The organism is Phenylobacterium sp., from assembly GCF_004799395.1.
Lineage (GTDB): Bacteria > Pseudomonadota > Alphaproteobacteria > Caulobacterales > Caulobacteraceae > Phenylobacterium.
In genome coordinates this window covers 1-15,592 of sequence record NZ_SSMZ01000276.1, presented here as the reverse complement: position 1 = coordinate 15,592, position 15,592 = coordinate 1, and the positions used below count along the sequence as shown (strand labels likewise).

16 protein-coding genes are annotated in these 15,592 nt (G+C 68.9%); 11 read left to right on the top strand and 5 right to left on the bottom strand.

Features of this window, described 5'->3' with window-relative positions; genetic code table 11:
• Positions 1 to 59: 59 nt before the first annotated feature.
• Positions 60 to 1,367 (top strand): amidohydrolase family protein, encoded by a 1,308-nt coding sequence (locus E8A12_RS17825; protein WP_293371296.1) that lies wholly within the window; start codon positions 60 to 62, stop codon positions 1,365 to 1,367.
• Positions 1,364 to 1,852 carry a hypothetical protein gene (locus tag E8A12_RS17820; RefSeq protein WP_293371294.1) on the top strand — a complete coding sequence of 163 codons (489 nt, stop codon included), beginning with the start codon at positions 1,364 to 1,366 and terminating at the stop codon, positions 1,850 to 1,852. Before E8A12_RS17825 ends, E8A12_RS17820 begins: the two co-directional genes overlap by 4 nt.
• A gap of 144 nt (positions 1,853 to 1,996) precedes the next feature.
• On the opposite strand, the gene E8A12_RS17815 is transcribed toward E8A12_RS17820, so the two are convergent.
• Positions 1,997 to 2,869, bottom strand: coding sequence for a TauD/TfdA family dioxygenase (locus tag E8A12_RS17815; protein ID WP_293371293.1), 873 nt, complete (start codon positions 2,867 to 2,869; stop codon positions 1,997 to 1,999).
• A 93-nt stretch (positions 2,870 to 2,962) separates the two neighbouring features.
• Here E8A12_RS17815 and cobS point away from each other — a divergent pair, with 93 nt between their 5' ends.
• Together cobS and E8A12_RS17805 are read left to right on the top strand one after the other, a co-directional pair.
• Positions 2,963 to 3,964 (top strand): cobaltochelatase subunit CobS, encoded by a 1,002-nt coding sequence (gene cobS / locus E8A12_RS17810; RefSeq protein WP_293371291.1) that lies wholly within the window; start codon positions 2,963 to 2,965, stop codon positions 3,962 to 3,964.
• Between the two features lie 91 nt (positions 3,965 to 4,055).
• The gene (locus E8A12_RS17805) at positions 4,056 to 5,234 is read left to right on the top strand and encodes a DUF3089 domain-containing protein (RefSeq protein ID WP_293371289.1); all 1,179 of its coding nucleotides are present in this window, start codon (positions 4,056 to 4,058) and stop codon (positions 5,232 to 5,234) included.
• Positions 5,235 to 5,384: 150 nt separating this feature from the next.
• Here the strand turns inward: E8A12_RS17805 and E8A12_RS17800 are convergent, their stop codons facing one another.
• A complete protein-coding gene (locus E8A12_RS17800) occupies positions 5,385 to 5,564 on the bottom strand; it encodes a DUF1328 domain-containing protein (RefSeq protein WP_293371287.1) in 180 nt (59 codons plus the stop codon).
• Between the two features lie 99 nt (positions 5,565 to 5,663).
• Between E8A12_RS17800 and E8A12_RS17795 the strand changes: the two genes are divergently transcribed.
• The 4 genes from E8A12_RS17795 to E8A12_RS17780 are packed head-to-tail and all read left to right on the top strand — an operon-like array spanning position 5,664 to position 10,067.
• Complete coding sequence (locus E8A12_RS17795; protein WP_293371285.1) at positions 5,664 to 6,338, top strand: hypothetical protein; 675 nt, start codon at positions 5,664 to 5,666, stop codon at positions 6,336 to 6,338.
• Positions 6,339 to 6,395: 57 nt separating this feature from the next.
• On the top strand, positions 6,396 to 8,345 hold the full coding sequence (gene cobT / locus E8A12_RS17790) for a cobaltochelatase subunit CobT (protein ID WP_293371283.1): 1,950 nt from the start codon (positions 6,396 to 6,398) through the stop codon (positions 8,343 to 8,345).
• On the top strand, positions 8,342 to 9,316 hold the full coding sequence (locus tag E8A12_RS17785; RefSeq protein WP_293371281.1) for an esterase-like activity of phytase family protein: 975 nt from the start codon (positions 8,342 to 8,344) through the stop codon (positions 9,314 to 9,316). Before cobT ends, E8A12_RS17785 begins: the two co-directional genes overlap by 4 nt.
• A gap of 4 nt (positions 9,317 to 9,320) precedes the next feature.
• Positions 9,321 to 10,067, top strand: coding sequence for a dienelactone hydrolase family protein (locus E8A12_RS17780; RefSeq protein WP_293371279.1), 747 nt, complete (start codon positions 9,321 to 9,323; stop codon positions 10,065 to 10,067).
• Here E8A12_RS17780 and E8A12_RS17775 read toward each other — a convergent pair.
• Positions 10,064 to 10,771: a GNAT family N-acetyltransferase gene (locus E8A12_RS17775; protein WP_293371277.1), complete on the bottom strand. Its 708-nt coding sequence runs from the start codon at positions 10,769 to 10,771 to the stop codon at positions 10,064 to 10,066. The two genes, E8A12_RS17780 and E8A12_RS17775, sit on opposite strands and share 4 nt — an antisense overlap.
• Positions 10,772 to 10,839: 68 nt before the next feature.
• Between E8A12_RS17775 and E8A12_RS17770 the strand changes: the two genes are divergently transcribed.
• Positions 10,840 to 11,010 carry a PEPxxWA-CTERM sorting domain-containing protein gene (locus tag E8A12_RS17770; protein ID WP_293371275.1) on the top strand — a complete coding sequence of 57 codons (171 nt, stop codon included), beginning with the start codon at positions 10,840 to 10,842 and terminating at the stop codon, positions 11,008 to 11,010.
• A 62-nt stretch (positions 11,011 to 11,072) separates the two neighbouring features.
• Here E8A12_RS17770 and rpmB read toward each other — a convergent pair whose 3' ends face one another.
• Both rpmB and E8A12_RS17760 read right to left on the bottom strand, forming a co-directional pair.
• Positions 11,073 to 11,369, bottom strand: a complete 297-nt coding sequence (rpmB, locus tag E8A12_RS17765; RefSeq protein WP_293371273.1) for a 50S ribosomal protein L28 — start codon at positions 11,367 to 11,369, stop codon at positions 11,073 to 11,075.
• Between the two features lie 330 nt (positions 11,370 to 11,699).
• A complete protein-coding gene (locus E8A12_RS17760; RefSeq protein WP_293371271.1) occupies positions 11,700 to 12,467 on the bottom strand; it encodes a hypothetical protein in 768 nt (255 codons plus the stop codon).
• A 176-nt stretch (positions 12,468 to 12,643) separates the two neighbouring features.
• On the opposite strand from E8A12_RS17760, the gene cdd reads away from it, so the two are divergent.
• Together cdd and E8A12_RS17750 are read left to right on the top strand one after the other, a co-directional pair.
• Positions 12,644 to 13,054: a cytidine deaminase gene (gene cdd, locus E8A12_RS17755; protein ID WP_293371269.1), complete on the top strand. Its 411-nt coding sequence runs from the start codon at positions 12,644 to 12,646 to the stop codon at positions 13,052 to 13,054.
• 41 nt (positions 13,055 to 13,095) lie between these two features.
• Positions 13,096 to 15,592 (top strand): helicase-related protein (locus E8A12_RS17750; protein WP_293371267.1); only part of this gene is annotated, 2,497 nt, incomplete at its 3' end.

Below are 15,592 nucleotides of genomic sequence, written 5' to 3'. Positions count from 1 at the left end.
GGCTCCAGTTCGATAAGCTTGATTGTTCCCTATCACTCCCTATTCAGGAGTCAAATTCGTTGAAAACGGCATTATTGGGAACATCTGCGGTCCTCGCGGCGACGGGAGCGGCCGGCGCGGCGGAGTCCAGTCGTTACCTGCTGGAACCGGCGGCGGTGTGGAGCGCGGGCGATTCCGCGCCCCACGCGGGCTGGGTCGTGGTGGTCGAGGGCGACAAGATCGTGGCGGTCGGGCCGAAGGGCTCGGTGAAGGCCGGCGCCGACGCGGTCACTGTCGCCCTGCCCGGCCTGACGCTGACGCCCGGCCTGATCGAGCTGCACTCGCACCTCCTGCTCCACGCCTATAACGAGGTGGCCTGGGACGATCAGGTGCTGAAGGAGCCGCCGACCTACCGCGTGCTGCGGGCCGGGCGCGACGCCACGCGCACCCTGATGAGCGGTTTCACCACCGAGCGCGACCTCGGCACCGAGGGCGCGGCCGACGCCGACGTGCAGTTGAAGCGGGCCATCGAGGAGGGCATCGTCGCGGGCCCACGCCTGTTCGTGGCGACACGGGCGATCGTGGCCACCGGATCCTACGGCCCCAAGAAGGGCTTCCGCGCCGACATTGACCTGCCGCAGGGCGCGCAGGAGGTATCTGGCGAGGCCGAGATGACCAAGGCAGTGCGCGAACAGGCGGCCATGGGCGCCGACTGGATCAAGCTCTACGCCGACTACCGAACCGGCCCCGATGGCTCGACCCGGCCCACGCTCACCGAGAAGGAGATGGCCGCTGCTGTGGAGGTGGCCCACGCCTCGGGCCGACCGGTCGCCGTCCATGCCGCCAGCGACGCGGGGATCAGGAACGCGGTCGAGGCGGGCGTCGACACCATCGAGCACGGCTATGGGGCCAGTTCGGCGACGTTCCAGATGATGAAGGTCAAGGGCGTCGCCTACGTGCCGACGCTCACCGCGCCGGAGGCCACCTCCATCTACTTCCAGCACTACGTGCCGGGCCAGACGCCGCCGACCCGCGGCATGACCGACGCGGCCGAGGCGTTCAAGCGCGCGCTCGCGGTGGGCGTCACCATCGGGGCCGGCTCCGACGTGGGCGTCTTCCCGCACGGCGAAAGCTGGCGCGAGATCGCCTGGATGGTGAAGGACGGGATGACCCCGATTCAGGCGCTGACCGCCGCCACCCAGACCAATGCGAAAATCCTCGGCCGCGAAGGCCGCCTGGGCGAGGTGAAGGCCGGCGCCTTCGCTGACCTCGTCGCCTTCCAGGGCGACCCCACCAAGGACATCGCCACGCTCAAGAACGTCGGCTTCGTCATGAAGGCCGGCAAGATCTATCGCGCGCCGAGCAGCCCCACCGGAGAAGCCAAATGAGCGTCGAACACACCCCGAATCCCAGGATCGCCGAGCGGGAAAAAATCGGGCCGCACACCACCAAGGCCGAATTGGCGAGTCTGAACGGCAAGATCGCGGTCGTGATCACGAACGCGGTCGGCACCATGTGGTGCGCCTATGCCTTCACCATCCTCGCGCTGATCAGCCTGCCGGAGGCCATCAAGGCCGGCACCGCGGCCCTGGTCGCCTGGATCGCCCAGACCTTCCTGCAACTGGTCCTCCTGTCGGTGATCATGGTCGGCCAGAAGGTGGCCGCGACCGCCTCCGACAAACAGGCCCTGCAGACCTACAAGGACGCCGAGGCGCTGCTCAAGATCCAGGACGACGTCCACCGTCTGATCAAGGTCAACAACGACCTCACCGCCCAGATCCACGCCGCGACGTGCAAGGCTCCGGCGCCGACGAAGCCCGCGGCCACGCCGAAGACGGCCTCCGCCAAGCCGAAGGCGCCGCGGAAGGGGTAGGGCGCAGATGTCTCCCCATCGGGGGAGCTGTCAGCAACGTTGACGGGGGGCTTCCGCCGAGGTCGGAGCGGGCGAGATGTCTTCAGCTTTTTGAGCGGAAGCCCCTTCCGGCGCTTCGCGCCACCTCCCAATCGTGAGGACGACTCAGACCGGAACGTCCCCCGCCACGGTGGTCCTGTGCATCAGTCGCAGGTGGCCGTCGTAGCCGCCTTCGGCGAAGTGCATGGTGCAGCGGTTGTCCCACATCAGCAGCATCTGCTCGCGCCACTTGTGGCGGTAGATGAACCGCTCCTGGGCCAGGTGGACGAACAGGAACCCCAGGATCGCCTTGGCCTCCTCCGGCGTGAGGGCCTCGATCCCCACGGTGTAGACCGGCGAGACGTAGAGCGCCTTCTTGCCTGTCACCGGATGGGTGCGGACCAGCGGGTGGGTCAGTGAGCCGTCCGCCTCCTTTGAGACGATGATCTGCATGGTCCGCTTTTCGGTGTCCTTGGCGAAGACGCCCTTGGTTCCGTAGGACTGGCGCGCCGAATGGACCGCCTGCAGGGGGCTGAGCATCGCCTGCATCGTCGGCGACAGGGCCTCGTAGGCGCGGACTGCGTCCACGAACAGCGTGTCGCCGCCCACCGGCGGGACGACCTTGGAATGCAGGATGGTGGCGGCCGGCGGCGCTTCCTGGAAGCTCCAGTCGGAGTGCCAGCCGGCGCCGAAATTGGTCGCCTTCTCGTCCGGCTCGCGGCGCAGCTCCAGGACGTTGGGGTGGCCCGTCATCGGCTTGATGTAGGGGTCGTGGCCGAAGCCGCCCATCTGCCGGGTGAAGGCTTCCTGCGCCTCCAGGCTGAGCGGCTGATCTGGGAAGGCCACCACGGCATGCCGCGCCCAGGCGGCCATGACCTCCTCCAGCACCGCCGGCGGCAACGGGAGACTGAGGTCGAGGCCGGCGATCTCGGCCCCGAAGCCGCTGGCCTGCGGTGTGACTTCGATGCTGCGGTATGCCGCTTGCCGTTCCTTCAGCATGGCGTCTGCTCCTCAGCGCCGTTGGCCGGGCGCTTGCGGCGCAACAAACACCTGTTTGCGTCCGTCCCGGCAAGCCTGTAATCCGACCCAACCATGACCGCCTTCGACACCCAAGACGACAAGCTCCTGACCCTGGTCCCCGATCACGAGGTCAACGCGCGCGAGACGTTCGGCGTAGATTTCGACTTCAAGGCCCCGGCCTTCAAGGAACGCGATCCGCACGTCCCGGACTTCGACGCCAACTACAAGTTCGACCCCGAGACCACGCGCGCCTTGCTCGCCGGCTTCGCGCACGACCGCCGGGTGATGGTCCAGGGCTATCACGGCACCGGCAAGTCAACGCACATCGAGCAGGTGGCCGCGCGGCTGAACTGGCCGCTGGTCCGCGTGAACCTGGACAGCCACGTCTCGCGCATCGACCTGGTCGGCAAGGACGCCATCGTCCTGAAGGACGGCAAGCAGGTCACCGAATTCCGCGAGGGCATGCTGCCCTGGGCGATCCAGCGGCCGATCGCGCTGGTCTTCGACGAATACGATGCCGGCCGTCCGGACGTGATGTTCGTGATCCAGCGGGTGCTGGAGGCTCAGGGCAAGCTGACCCTGCTGGACCAGAACCGGGTGATCCGGCCGAACCCCTGGTTCCGCCTGTTTTCCACGACGAACACCATCGGCCTGGGCGACACCACCGGGCTCTACCACGGCACCCAACAGATCAACCAAGGCCAGATGGACCGCTGGTCGATCGTCACCACGCTGAACTACCTGGCCCACGACGTGGAAGCCGAGATCGTGCTGGCCAAGGCGCCGACCTACAACACCGCCGACGGCAAGCGCACGATCGCCGCCATGGTCCGGGTCGCCGATATGACCCGCAACGCCTTCATGAACGGCGACATCTCCACGGTGATGAGCCCGCGGACGGTGATCACCTGGGCCCAGAACGCCGAGATCTTCGGCGGCGACATCGCGCTGGGCTTCCGGATGACCTTCCTGAACAAGTGCGACGAGCTGGAGCGCGGCACAGTGGCCGAGTTCTTCCAGCGCGCCTTCGGGACGGACCTGCCGGAAAGCACGGCGCGGGTGCGGGTGGCCTAGGCGCTTCGTTTCCACAGCGAAATGGCTGGACCGTGCATCCCCCGCGCGCGATCCTCTAGGCACAGCTGACCAACAATGTGAGGGGGACCTGATGACCAGGAAGATGCTGGGCGCGCTGGCGCTCGCGGCGGCAGTTGTGGCGGGCGGCGCGCACGCCCAGACTACGACCTATCCGAAGAACGACTACGCCAACAAGGCCAACTGGCTGTGCTGGACCGGCAAGCCGGGCGACGCCTGCGCCATCGACCTGACCACCACGGTGGTGAAGGCCGACGGGACCGAGAGCGTCGAGACGTTCGTGGCCAATCCCAAGGCGCCGATCGACTGCTTCTACGTCTATCCGACGGTCTCCAACGACCCCGGCGCGGTCAGCACCATGAACATCGAGCCGGAGGAACTGAGCGTCGTGAAGGCGCAGCTGGCGCGGTTCGGGGCCAAGTGCCGGATCTTCGCGCCGATGTACCGCCAGTTCACGCTCACCGCGCTCCGGGCCCAGATGGGCGGCAAGCCTTTGCCGGGGTCCGCCGATCCGGCCGTACGGCAGGTCGGGTACAACGACGTGCTGGACGCCTGGAACTACTACCTGGCCAACGAGAACCATGGCCGCGGCGTCGTGCTGATCGGGCACTCCCAGGGCTCGGGCGTGCTCATTCAGCTGATCTCCAAGGAGATCGACGGCAAGCCTTCGCAGGCCAAGGTGATCTCGGCGATCCTGATGGGCGCACGCGTGCCGGTCGACAAGGGCAAGGACACCGGCCTCTTCAAGTCGATGCCGGTGTGCAAATCGGCGAGCCAGACCGGCTGCGTGATCGCCTATGCGAGCTTCCGTGACACCATCCCGCCGCCGGCCAACAGCCTGTTCGGCAAGGTTCCTGGTGACAGTCAGATCGCGGCTTGCGTGAACCCGGCGAACCTGGCGGGCGGCCGGGGCGAACTGCACAGCTATCTCGGCAACAGTCCGCCGATCTCCGGCCAAGCCATGCCGAAGACGGTCTGGGCAAAGGGCAAGCCCAACCCGACCACGCCGTTCATCTCGGCCCCGGGCTTGCTCACCTCCGAGTGCGTGCAGAAGAACGGCTTCTCCTACCTGGAGATCCACGTGAACGCCGTGCCCTCCGATCCGCGCACCGACACCATCGAGGGCGACGTGGTGCAGGACGGCAAGGTCAACGAAGCCTGGGGCCTGCACCTGATCGACGCCAACCTCGCCATGGGTAACCTGGTCGACATCGTCGGCGCCGAGGGCAAGGCCTGGGCGGCGAAGAAGTAGCGCGCGGCCCTCCCCTTCACGGGGAGGGTGGCGAACAAAGCAAGACGGGTGGGGAAGCATGGGTCCAAGCGCGGATTGGGCGCTCGAACGCGACTTCCCCACCCTGATCGCTGACGCGATCTGTCCCTCCCCATCAGGAGAGGGAAGTGCTCATCGTCCGGTGAGCCGCTTGCCCGCCATGACGCCCAGCGCCAGAAAGACCAGGAAGCCGACCACGAACAGGAAGAACAGGATCTTGGCCACGCCCGCCGCCGCGCCGGCCACGCCGCCGAAGCCCAGGAATCCGGCGACCAGCGCCACGACCGCGAAAATCAAAGCCCACCTAAGCATGTCTCTCTCCAAGCGTTCGCCCGCGGTACGCGGGTCCTGACGAGCAAACGTTGGCTTGGCCGTAGCGTTCCCGGCGGCGGCTGGGGCTAAGGTGGCCGCATGAACGACGCCGAGATCACCGCGCGCGGCCACGCCATCCTGCGCCGGGCGGAGGACGCGGCCCTGGCCGCGACCGCGCTGAAGGACATGGACGCCTGGGTGCGAAGCGGCGCGCCGCCGGCCGCCGCGGACCTGCGGGCTCAGGGGCTTTCTGGCGACGGGAGCGCCGAGACGCTGCGCGGGGCGCGGCAGGCCTTCGTGCGCCAATGGGGGTTCTCCCTCCCCTGCCGGGAGGCCGTGACGGCGCTGCGCGGGTTCGGGCCGGTCCTCGAGGTCGGCGCCGGCGCCGGGCTCTGGACCGCCGTGATGCGCGCGGCGGGCCACGACATGATCGCCACGGATCTCGCGACCGGGCTGTCGCCGTACGGGTTTTCCATCAGCCACCACGCCGAGGTCGAGCAACTGGGCGCGGCGGAGGCGGTGCGGAAATACCCCCACCGCGACCTCTTCTGCAGCTGGCCCAGCCAGAACGAGCCCTGGGCCGCGGACGCGGTCGGCGAACTGCGGCCAGGCCGCAAGCTCGCCCTCATCCTCGACGACCGTGGCGCGATCACCGGCGACGAGACGCTGCATCGGGTGCTCGCGGAACGATGCCGCGTCCTGGAGGTGATCGAGATTCCGCGATTTCCGGGACTCCACGACCGAATGCGGCTGTTCGAACGGCGCGCCGACTGATCCGGCGCGGCGATTCCTTGTTTCGCGCACGCGCCGCCCTGATCTAAGACACCCACGATGGCCAAGAACCCGGAAAGTCCGCTGGAGCCCTTCAAGCGCGCGCTGGTCAATGCGACGCGCTCGCTGGCCGAGTCCCCTGACCTGGAGATCGTCTATTCCGGCGAGGGCCCGCAGCTTTCCGGCAACCGCGCCGTGCTGCCCCATCCGCCGCGCGACCTGACCGAAGTCGACGCCGCACGCATCCGCGGCTTCGCCGACCAGATGGCGCTGCGCATCGCCCATCACGACCCGGTCGCCCACGCCAAGACCCGGCCCTCGACCGCCCAAGGCCAACCGATCTACGACGGCATCGAGCAGGCCCGGCTGGAGGCGATCGGCGCCAACGCCCTGGGCGGCGTGCGCGAGAACCTGAAGGCCGTGCACGAGCAGGCCTGGGCCAAGCGCGCCTTTAACCAGATCGAGGCCCTGTCCAACCCGCCCTACGCCGACATCGTCAGCCTGATGGTGCGCGAGCGGCTGACTGGCGAAAAGCCGCCGGCCATGGCCCGGCCCCTGGTCGACCTGTTCCGCGATGAGATCGAGTCCAAAGCCGGCCGCGAACTGGACCGCCTCACCGAGGCGGTGCAGGACCAGAGGGCCTACGCCCGCATCGCGCGCGCCATCATCCGCGACCTGAAGATGGGCGACGACCTCTCCGACGCCCCGGACCAGCCCGACGACGAGGACGGCTCCAGCGAAGAAGGCGAGCCCGACGCCAGCGACGACAACGACGAGGGCGACGGCGAGGGCCAGTCCCCGCAACAGGCCTCGATGGACGACAGCGACACGACGCACCGCGAAAGCGAGGACGCCGACTCGCAGATGATGCAGGCCGAGGATGACCCCAACGCCGAGGACAGCGACGAGCCGCCGGAGATGGGCGAGGGCGAACAGCCGGCCCGCCCGGACCTGAAGGGCGAGGGCAAGGTCGTCACCTACAAGGTCTTCACCACCGCCCACGACGAGATCGTCGCCGCCGAGGAGCTGTGCGACGCCGAGGAGCTGACGCGGCTGCGCGCCTATCTCGACCAGCAGCTGGCCAGCCTGTCGAACGTGGTGAGCCGTTTGGCCAACCGGCTGCAGCGCAAGCTGCTGGCGCAGCAGAACCGCTCCTGGTCCTTCGACCTGGAGGAAGGCATCCTCGATGTGGCTCGGCTCACGCGGGTGATCGTCGACCCCACCGCGCCGCTCAGCTTCAAGGAAGAACAGGACACCGAGTTCCGCGACACCGTGGTCTCGATCCTGATCGACAACTCCGGCTCCATGCGCGGCCGGCCGATCATGGTGGCTGCGGTCTGCGCCGACATCCTGGCGCGTACGCTCGAGCGCTGCGGGGTCAAGACCGAGATCCTCGGGTTCACCACCCGCGCCTGGAAGGGCGGCTCCTCCCGCGAGGACTGGCTGAAGGCCGGCAAGCCGCCGCAGCCCGGCCGGCTGAACGACCTGCGCCACATCATCTACAAGGCCGCCGACGCGCCCTGGCGACGCGCGCGCCGCAACCTCGGCCTGATGATGCGCGAGGGGCTGCTGAAAGAGAACATCGACGGCGAGGCGCTGATGTGGGCGCACCAGCGGCTGATCGGCCGGCCGGAGGCGCGGCGCATCCTGATGGTGATCTCCGACGGCGCGCCGGTGGACGACTCGACGCTGAGCGTGAACTCCGGCCACTACCTGGAGCGCCACCTGCGCGAGGTGATCGGCGAGATCGAGGGCAAGAGCCCGGTGCAGCTGATCGCCATCGGCATCGGCCACGACGTGACCCGCTACTACCGCCGCGCCGTGACGATCGTCGATGTTGAGCAACTGGCCGGGGCGATCACCGACCAGCTGGCCGAGCTGTTCGAGGAGGAGCCTCGCAGGATGACGCGCCGCAACGCGGGCCTTCTGGAGCCACCGCCCAACACCCAGGGCCCTTCCGGCGCGGCGCGGCGTTCGACCTTCAAGGAAGTCCGGAGGGCCGTGGCTTGAGGCGCCTCGCCGCAGCGTTGGCCGGCTTGCTCCTGGCCGGCTGCGGCGATCGCGTCCCCGATACGCCCAAAGGGCCCATGCAGATCGGCCCGGACATCACGGTCAGGGCCAGGGCCGTGCCGCTCAATCCGGGCGATCCGAAGCAAGATGGGGTCGGAGACTTCATCTACGCCGGCGGGCTGAGGCTCACCTCAGGCCAGACCTCGCGCCTGCACGGCCTTTCCGACCTCGACGTGCTGGCGGATGGGCGGCTGATCTCGGTGGGCGACGAAGGGGACCTCCTGAAGGCCAAGGTCGTGCTCGACGCCGCCGGCCATCTCGTCGGCGTGACCGACGCCCAGCTCACCAAGCTTACCGGCCTCGACGGCAAGCCGCTGCAGGGCAAGGACAACCGCGATTCCGAAGGCCAGGCCCTGATGCCGAACGGCGACCTGCTGGTCAGCTTCGAGCGGCACGACCGCATCTGGCTCTATCCGGCGGACGGCACCCCCCCACGCCCGGTCCCGTCGCCCGACGCCAAGTTCCCCTACAACGAAGGGATGGAGGCGCTGGCGCCCGATCCCGATCGCGGGCCGGACGCCTATTTCACCGGGGGCGAGACCACCGGACGGACCTGGAGCTGCACCCTCACCACCGCCTGCGTTGAGGGCGCCAAGGTCCCGCTCAGCTGGGGATTTGGCCTGGTGGCGGCGCGGCGGCTGCCGCAGGGTCGCACGGCCTGGCTGTTGCGGGCGTTCAATCCGATCACCCGCAGCGTCATCGACTTGCGGATCACCGACGCCGGCGGCCGGGCGATCGACCAGATGGAACTGCGCGGCCCGCTCACGGTGGACAATTTCGAGGGTCTGGGCGTGGTGCCGGCCAAGGTCGGCGACGGAGCCCGCTTCTACGTGATTTCCGACGACAACTTTTCGAAGTCCCAGCGCACGCTGCTCCTGGCGTTCGACTGGCATCCGCCAAGCGGGAGGTAAGCCCATGAAGACCGACGTCTCGATTCCCACTCCAGAGGGCGACGCCCGCGCGTTCGTCTTCACGCCGGATGTCGGACCCGGGCCCTGGCCCGCGGCGATCCTCTACATGGACGCGCCTGCGATCCGCTCGGCGATGTTCGAGATGGGCGAGCGCCTGGCGCAGGCCGGCTACTATGTCCTGTTGCCGGACGTCTTTTGGCGCGTGGCGCCCTACCCGCCGCTGGACATACGCAAGGCGTTCGGCGGCGACCCCGAAATGGCCGCGCTGTTCGGCAAATTGCGGGGTTCCACCAACGCCGAAAAGCAGATGGCCGACACCAAGATCTACCTGGACTGGCTGACGACGCAGCCACAGGCGATCGCCGACCGCGTGGGCGTTACCGGCTATTGCATGGGCGGCGGCATCGCCATCCGGGCGGCCGGGACCTTTCCGGACCGCATCGCGGTCGCGGCCTCGTTCCACGGCGGCAATCTGGCCACGGACGAAGCGGACAGCCCGCACCTGCTGGCGCCCAAGATGAAGGCCAAGGTCCTGGTCGCCGGCGCCGACGAGGACCGACACTTCGACGAGGCTCAGTGCGAGCGGCTGGACAAGGCGCTGGACGACGCCGGTATCGACGCCGACGTGAGCATCTGGAAGGGCCTGAAGCACGGCTGGGTGCCCTCCGACATGCCCGTCTACGACGCGGCTGGCTCCGAGCGGCATTGGAAGGCGCTGATCGACCTGTTCGATGGAGTACTCAAGGCCTAGCTCTGGCTCAGCACCGTGAAGTTCATCTCGGTCCGCACCGTATAGCCAAGGGCCTTGTAGAGGCGAACTGCGCCGGTGTTTTGGGCGAACACGTGCAGGAACGGCGTCTCGCCGCGCGCCAGAATGCCGGCCTCGACCACGGCCATGAGGCCGGCGGCATAACCCTTCCCCTGATGATCGGGATGGGTGCAGACGCCGCTCACCTCCGTGAAGCCAATAGGTTTCATGCGCTCGCCGGCCATGGCGATCAGCTCGCCGTCCTGCTTCACGCCCACGAAGTCGCCGAGTTGGTGGGTGCGCGCGAAGAACGGCCCGGGCCGGGTCAGGACCGCCAGCGCCAGCATCTGCGGGGCATCGGCATTGCTCAGCGCGGTGACTTCGAAGGCCGGCTCGCGGGGCGACAGCCGCTCGGCGACCATCTGCAGGACGGCCGGCTGCGACGTGGCCGCGAGCCCCGGCGGCAGGGGTTGAACCGCCGTCTCCACGGTCGCGACGGGCCCATATGCGGCGACCAGGGCGGCGAGCGCGGCCTGGGCCTCCGCGGAGCCATCCGCGGCGCCGGCGAACAGGCCGAAATCCGGCGCGAACCGGCGCGCGCGCTCGTCACCGAGGCCAAAGGACGCCTGCCGCGCGCTGAGCGCGCTCCACGCCGGGCGGTCGAGCGGATGGATCATGGCCGAGCTATAGCCGCGGCGAAGGCGCATGACACGACTGTCATAGGCCACGGTCAGCGTTCCGGGACGTCAATACGCCCAGTTCAGGATTCCGCCGCATGAAGCCCGCCGTCACCGTCGCCCTGCTGCTCGCCATCGCGCCCGCCGACATCACCTTCAAAGGCGTCGCCTTCGCGCCCGTGCCGGAGCCCGCGACCTGGACGCTGATGCCGGGAGGCTTTGGATTGACCGGCGCGGCGCTCCGCCGCCGCCGGGCCGCCGTCGCTTAGCGGTCAAAGAAAAAGGCCGCTGTTTCCAGCGGCCTTTTTCCGAACGACAATCTTTGGCGCGATCAGGCCGGGGCCTGTTCGGCGAGCTTGGCCTTCAGCTGGCGCTTGATCTTCTGCGCCTTGGGGGACAGCTCTTCGTCGCCGGCCTTCAGCAGGAAGGCGTCGAGCCCGCCGCGGAAGTCGAGCGTGCGCAACGCCGCGTTGGTCACGCGCAGGCGATAGCTCTGGCCGAGCGCATCTGACTGCAGGGTCGCGGGCGAAAGCGCCGGCAGGAAGCGGCGCTTGGTCTTGATATTGGAGTGGCTCACATTGTGGCCGACCATCGGGCCGACACCGGTGAGCTCGCAACGACGCGACATGGGACGAAAACCTTCGCAGAAACGGGATCGCCGCGGGGCGGGCCCCGCGCGAGAGCGGGCGATATAGAGGACGGGCGGGCTCCACGTCAAGGCAAGGCGGCCATTCGGCGAGACCTTGCGGTGAAGTTTTCGCCCCTAACCACCGCGCGCCAGGCGTGACGTCAGCGCTGGAGCGGCGGGCGGAAGCTTAACCGTCTTGTGGCCGGACGCTGTTGAGATACAATATGTTGCGGTGAACAAAGGCTGAATCGAGCGAGGTCGCTGATTCGGTCCCGATTCGTTTCGCCCGTGTTCCGGCTAGTCCTTAACCCCGCTTCGCCCGCCAACCTCTCAGACAGCGGCCTTGGCGCCCGCCCGGGGCGGATTGGCCAGCACCCCGCCCAGCACCAGCAGGGCGATCAGCGGCACCGTGGCGGTGATGAACCAGGGGTCGAAGGCCGATCCTGTATTTGACAGCCAGGGCCCGAAGACCTGCACCGAATTCCACACCACCAGCGTCTGGCCGGTGGCCCAATTCTGCTGGAAGCCGATCAGACCTACGAAGCACAGCGGCGCCCACGCCCATTTGTAGGTCAGGCCAGGGGTCCGCAGCACCTTCACCAGGGCGGCGAGCATCATCAGGGGCGAGGACAGCGCCAGCGCCAGATAGATGTACTGCAGCGGCGATTTGCCCACAGGCGAGAGCCGGTTCACCGCCAGCTCCTTAGCCGACGCAACACGCAGGTTGAAGGCCACCACACGCCAATCTTGCGCGCCTTGGGCGCGGAACAGGCGGGTCTGGAAGAGAGTCTTGGCCGCGCCGTAGTCATACTCCAGCGAGAGCGCCTCGATACGGCCCTTGCCAGGGATGTCGCGCACGGCCTGGCCCACCACCTTCATGCTGCGCGGCTCGCCCGGCGGCAGGACGCCGCGCAGCTTGGCGAACTGGGCGGCGGCCTGCGGCCTCTGCATGGCCGCCGAGGCGTGGGCGGCCAACGTGGCTTCCTGCCCCAGACGCAGTTCGTCGTAGATAGTCCGCGTCAGGCTCACTGCATCCGGATCGGCCTTGACGGACTGGCACGCCACGGCCGCGAGGGCCAACAAGATGATCAAAGCCACTCGACGCATCGCCTAGGGTCCCCGCTTCGCGTGGCCGCATAGAACCCTGTTGAGGCCGCCGAGAGAAGCCGCTTGTTGTGAAGCTGCCCCAGCCCCTCGGGCGCGCGCCTGTTCCCTTTGGGGATCGAACTGGGTAGACATGCCCGTCCCTTGAGTTCGTTCGGGACATTTCCCTGATGTCAGACGCCTCAGAGATCGCCGCCCGGTTGCGCGCGCTGCTGCCGCGGGCGCATGCGCCTTATTCCGGCGTGCAGGTGGCTTGCGTCGTGGAGGGTGGCGACGGGACGAACCACATCGGCGTCAACGTCGAGAACGCCGCCTATCCGCAAGGGCTCTGCGCCGAGGCCAGCGCCATCTCCGCGGCGGTGACGCAGGGGACCACCGTGCTCACCCGGGTCTTTGTCGCATCGTCCTTGCCGGGACTGGTCTGGCCCTGTGGCGGCTGCCGGCAGAAGATCTTCGAGTTCGCCGCCGAGGGCTGCGAGGTGGTCGCCCTCGGTCCCGACGGCGAGATCGGGCGCCAGACGATCGAGCAACTCCTGCCACTGGGGTTCCGTCTGGACCCTGCGCAGGTTCGCCGCGGCTAGCGACGCTTGCCCGACTCTCATCGACCCCCCAAGTTCAGGTCATGAGCGACCGGCCCACAGGCGCAGCCCCTCCGAGATTGGCGGCCGTGCTGGGCCCGACCAACACGGGCAAGACGCACCTGGCGGTCGAGCGGATGCTGGGCCACGCCTCGGGCATGATCGGCCTGCCGCTTCGCCTCCTGGCGCGCGAGATCTACGACCGCATCGTCAAGCTGCGTGGTCCCCGGGCCGTGGCCCTGATCACCGGCGAGGAGAAGATCGTCCCGCCCAGGCCGCACTATTTCGTCTGCACCGTCGAGGCCATGCCGCTGAGCCGTGAGGTCGAGTTCATGGCGGTGGACGAGATCCAGCTCTGCGCCGACCCGGAGCGGGGCCACGTCTTCACCCACCGCCTGCTGCACGCCCGCGGCACGGCCGAGACGCTCCTGCTGGGCGCCGGGACCATGGCGCCCTTGATCCGCCGCCTGCTGCCGCACGCCGAGATCGTCACCCGCGAGCGGTTCTCCAGCCTGACCTACACCGGCCCGAAGAAGCTGACGCGTCTGCCGCGCCGCTCCGCGGTCGTGGCCTTCAGCGCCGACCAGGTCTACGCCATCGCCGAGCTGATCCGCCGCCAGCGCGGCGGGGCCGCCGTGGTGATGGGGAACCTCAGCCCCCGCACCCGCAACGCCCAGGTGGCCCTCTATCAGTCCGGAGAAGTCGATTTCCTGGTGGCGACCGACGCCATCGGCATGGGCCTGAACATGGACGTCGACCATGTGGCCTTCGCAGGGCTCCGCAAGTTCGACGGCAAACGCACCCGCTTCCTCTATCCGCAGGAGGTGGGCCAGATCGCCGGCCGCGCCGGGCGCTACCAGCGCGACGGCGCCTTCGGCGTCACCGGCGAGGCCGATGACATGGACGAGGACCTGGTCCGCGCGGTGGAAGAGCACCACTTTGAGCCGGTCACCGGCGCTGAATGGCGCAACTCCAAGCTCGACTTCGGCTCGCTGCCCAGCCTGCTCAAGTCGTTGGCCAAGACCCCGGACCGCGAGGGCCTGAAGCTTTCGGCAGAGGCGCTGGACGAGATCATCCTGCGCAAACTGATCCAGGACCCGGAGGTCGCGGAACGCGCGCGGGGCCGAGCCGCGATCGAACAGCTCTGGGAATGCTGCCAGACGCCGGACTTCCGCAAGGTCGCCCCCGAAGAGCACATGGGCCTGGCCAAGGAGTTCTTCCTGCATCTGACGACCGGCCGCCAGCGCATCCCCGAGGACTGGATCGCCAGGCAGTACGCCCACCTGGACCGCACCGACGGCGAGATCGACACCCTGGCCGCGCGGCTCTCCAGCGTGCGCACGCTCGCCTACGTGGCCAACCGCCCCGACTGGCTGGCCGACCCCGCCGGCTGGCAGGGCCGGATGCGCCAGCTGGAGGACCGGCTCTCAGACACCCTGCACGAAAAGCTGATGGCTCGCTTCGTCGACCGCCGGACCAGCGCCCTGATGCGCGGCCTGCGGGTGCGCGAAGACATGCTGGCCGGCGTCGCGGCGGATGGCGCGGTGACCGTCGAGGGTCACTTCGTGGGCCGCCTGACGGGCGTACGCTTCGAGCCCGCGCATGGCTCCTCGGTGCTGGAGGAAAAGGCGCTGAGGGCCGCGGCGACCCATGCGGTGGGCCCGGAGATCGGGCGACGGCTGGGCAAGCTGGCCGCCGAGCCGGACGAGGCCTTTGCCCTGTCGCCGGACGGGACCGTGTTGTGGCGCGGCGAGGCCGCCGGCGTGCTGGCCGGAGGCGAGCCGTTCCGGCCCCAGGTGCGCCTGCTTGGCGAGCTCGGCCACGACGCGGCGCGCCAGCGGGCGGCCCAGCGGCTGGAGGCCTTCGTAGTCGGCGAGGCTGGCCGCAGGCTCGCGGCGCTGAAGAAGCTGGAAGCCGCGGTCGCCGAGGGTCGGATCAAGGGCCTGGCCCGCGGCCTCGCCTGGCGGCTGATCGAGGCCGGCGGCGTGCTGGACCGCGCGCTCGTTCGGACCGAGGTGCGCGAGCTCAGCCAGGTGGAACGGCGGATGTTGCGCGGCCTGGGTGTGCGGCTGGGCGCCTTCTCGATCTTCATGCCCTCGATGCTGCGGCCGGACGCGCGAGCGCTCACCCAGGCGCTGGCGGCGCGCGACGTCCCCGGTTGGCGGCCCGCGAGCGGCGCGCTCAGCCGCTTGCCCGCCCAGACGCCCCCGCCGCGCGCCATGGCCGCCTTCGGCCTGCGTGCCATACGCGGGCTCGCCGTTCCCGTTGAGCAACTGGAGCGGCTGGACGAACTGCTGCGCGCCGGCGCCAAGCAGAATGGCGGCGCGGCCCTCTCCGACCAGGCCCGCGAAGAGCTGGGCTGGCGCGAGGACGAAGCCCGCACGATCCTCAAGGGCCTGGGCTTCGCCGCCGTGAAGCGCCCCGGCGAAGGCGTCACCTGGCGCCGCCGCGGCGAGCGGGAGTTCGCCGTCGAGCACCGGCCGATCGTCGCCCCCAATTCGCCCTTCGCCGCCCTGGCCGCGCTGAAGGGCGAGCCGCCGC

Bases quoted from the DNA above. Each gene is read 5' to 3' on its own strand.
- E8A12_RS17820 (WP_293371294.1), top strand. From the start codon at position 1,364: ATGAGCGTCGAACACACCCCGAATCCCAGGATCGCCGAGCGGGAAAAA.
- E8A12_RS17815 (WP_293371293.1), bottom strand. From the start codon at position 2,869: ATGCTGAAGGAACGGCAAGCGGCATACCGCAGCATCGAAGTCACACCG.
- cobS (WP_293371291.1), top strand. From the start codon at position 2,963: ATGACCGCCTTCGACACCCAAGACGACAAGCTCCTGACCCTGGTCCCC.
- E8A12_RS17805 (WP_293371289.1), top strand. From the start codon at position 4,056: ATGACCAGGAAGATGCTGGGCGCGCTGGCGCTCGCGGCGGCAGTTGTG.
- E8A12_RS17800 (WP_293371287.1), bottom strand. From the start codon at position 5,564: ATGCTTAGGTGGGCTTTGATTTTCGCGGTCGTGGCGCTGGTCGCCGGA.
- E8A12_RS17795 (WP_293371285.1), top strand. From the start codon at position 5,664: ATGAACGACGCCGAGATCACCGCGCGCGGCCACGCCATCCTGCGCCGG.
- cobT (WP_293371283.1), top strand. From the start codon at position 6,396: ATGGCCAAGAACCCGGAAAGTCCGCTGGAGCCCTTCAAGCGCGCGCTG.
- E8A12_RS17780 (WP_293371279.1), top strand. From the start codon at position 9,321: ATGAAGACCGACGTCTCGATTCCCACTCCAGAGGGCGACGCCCGCGCG.
- E8A12_RS17775 (WP_293371277.1), bottom strand. From the start codon at position 10,771: ATGCGCCTTCGCCGCGGCTATAGCTCGGCCATGATCCATCCGCTCGAC.
- E8A12_RS17770 (WP_293371275.1), top strand. From the start codon at position 10,840: ATGAAGCCCGCCGTCACCGTCGCCCTGCTGCTCGCCATCGCGCCCGCC.
- rpmB (WP_293371273.1), bottom strand. From the start codon at position 11,369: ATGTCGCGTCGTTGCGAGCTCACCGGTGTCGGCCCGATGGTCGGCCAC.
- cdd (WP_293371269.1), top strand. From the start codon at position 12,644: ATGTCAGACGCCTCAGAGATCGCCGCCCGGTTGCGCGCGCTGCTGCCG.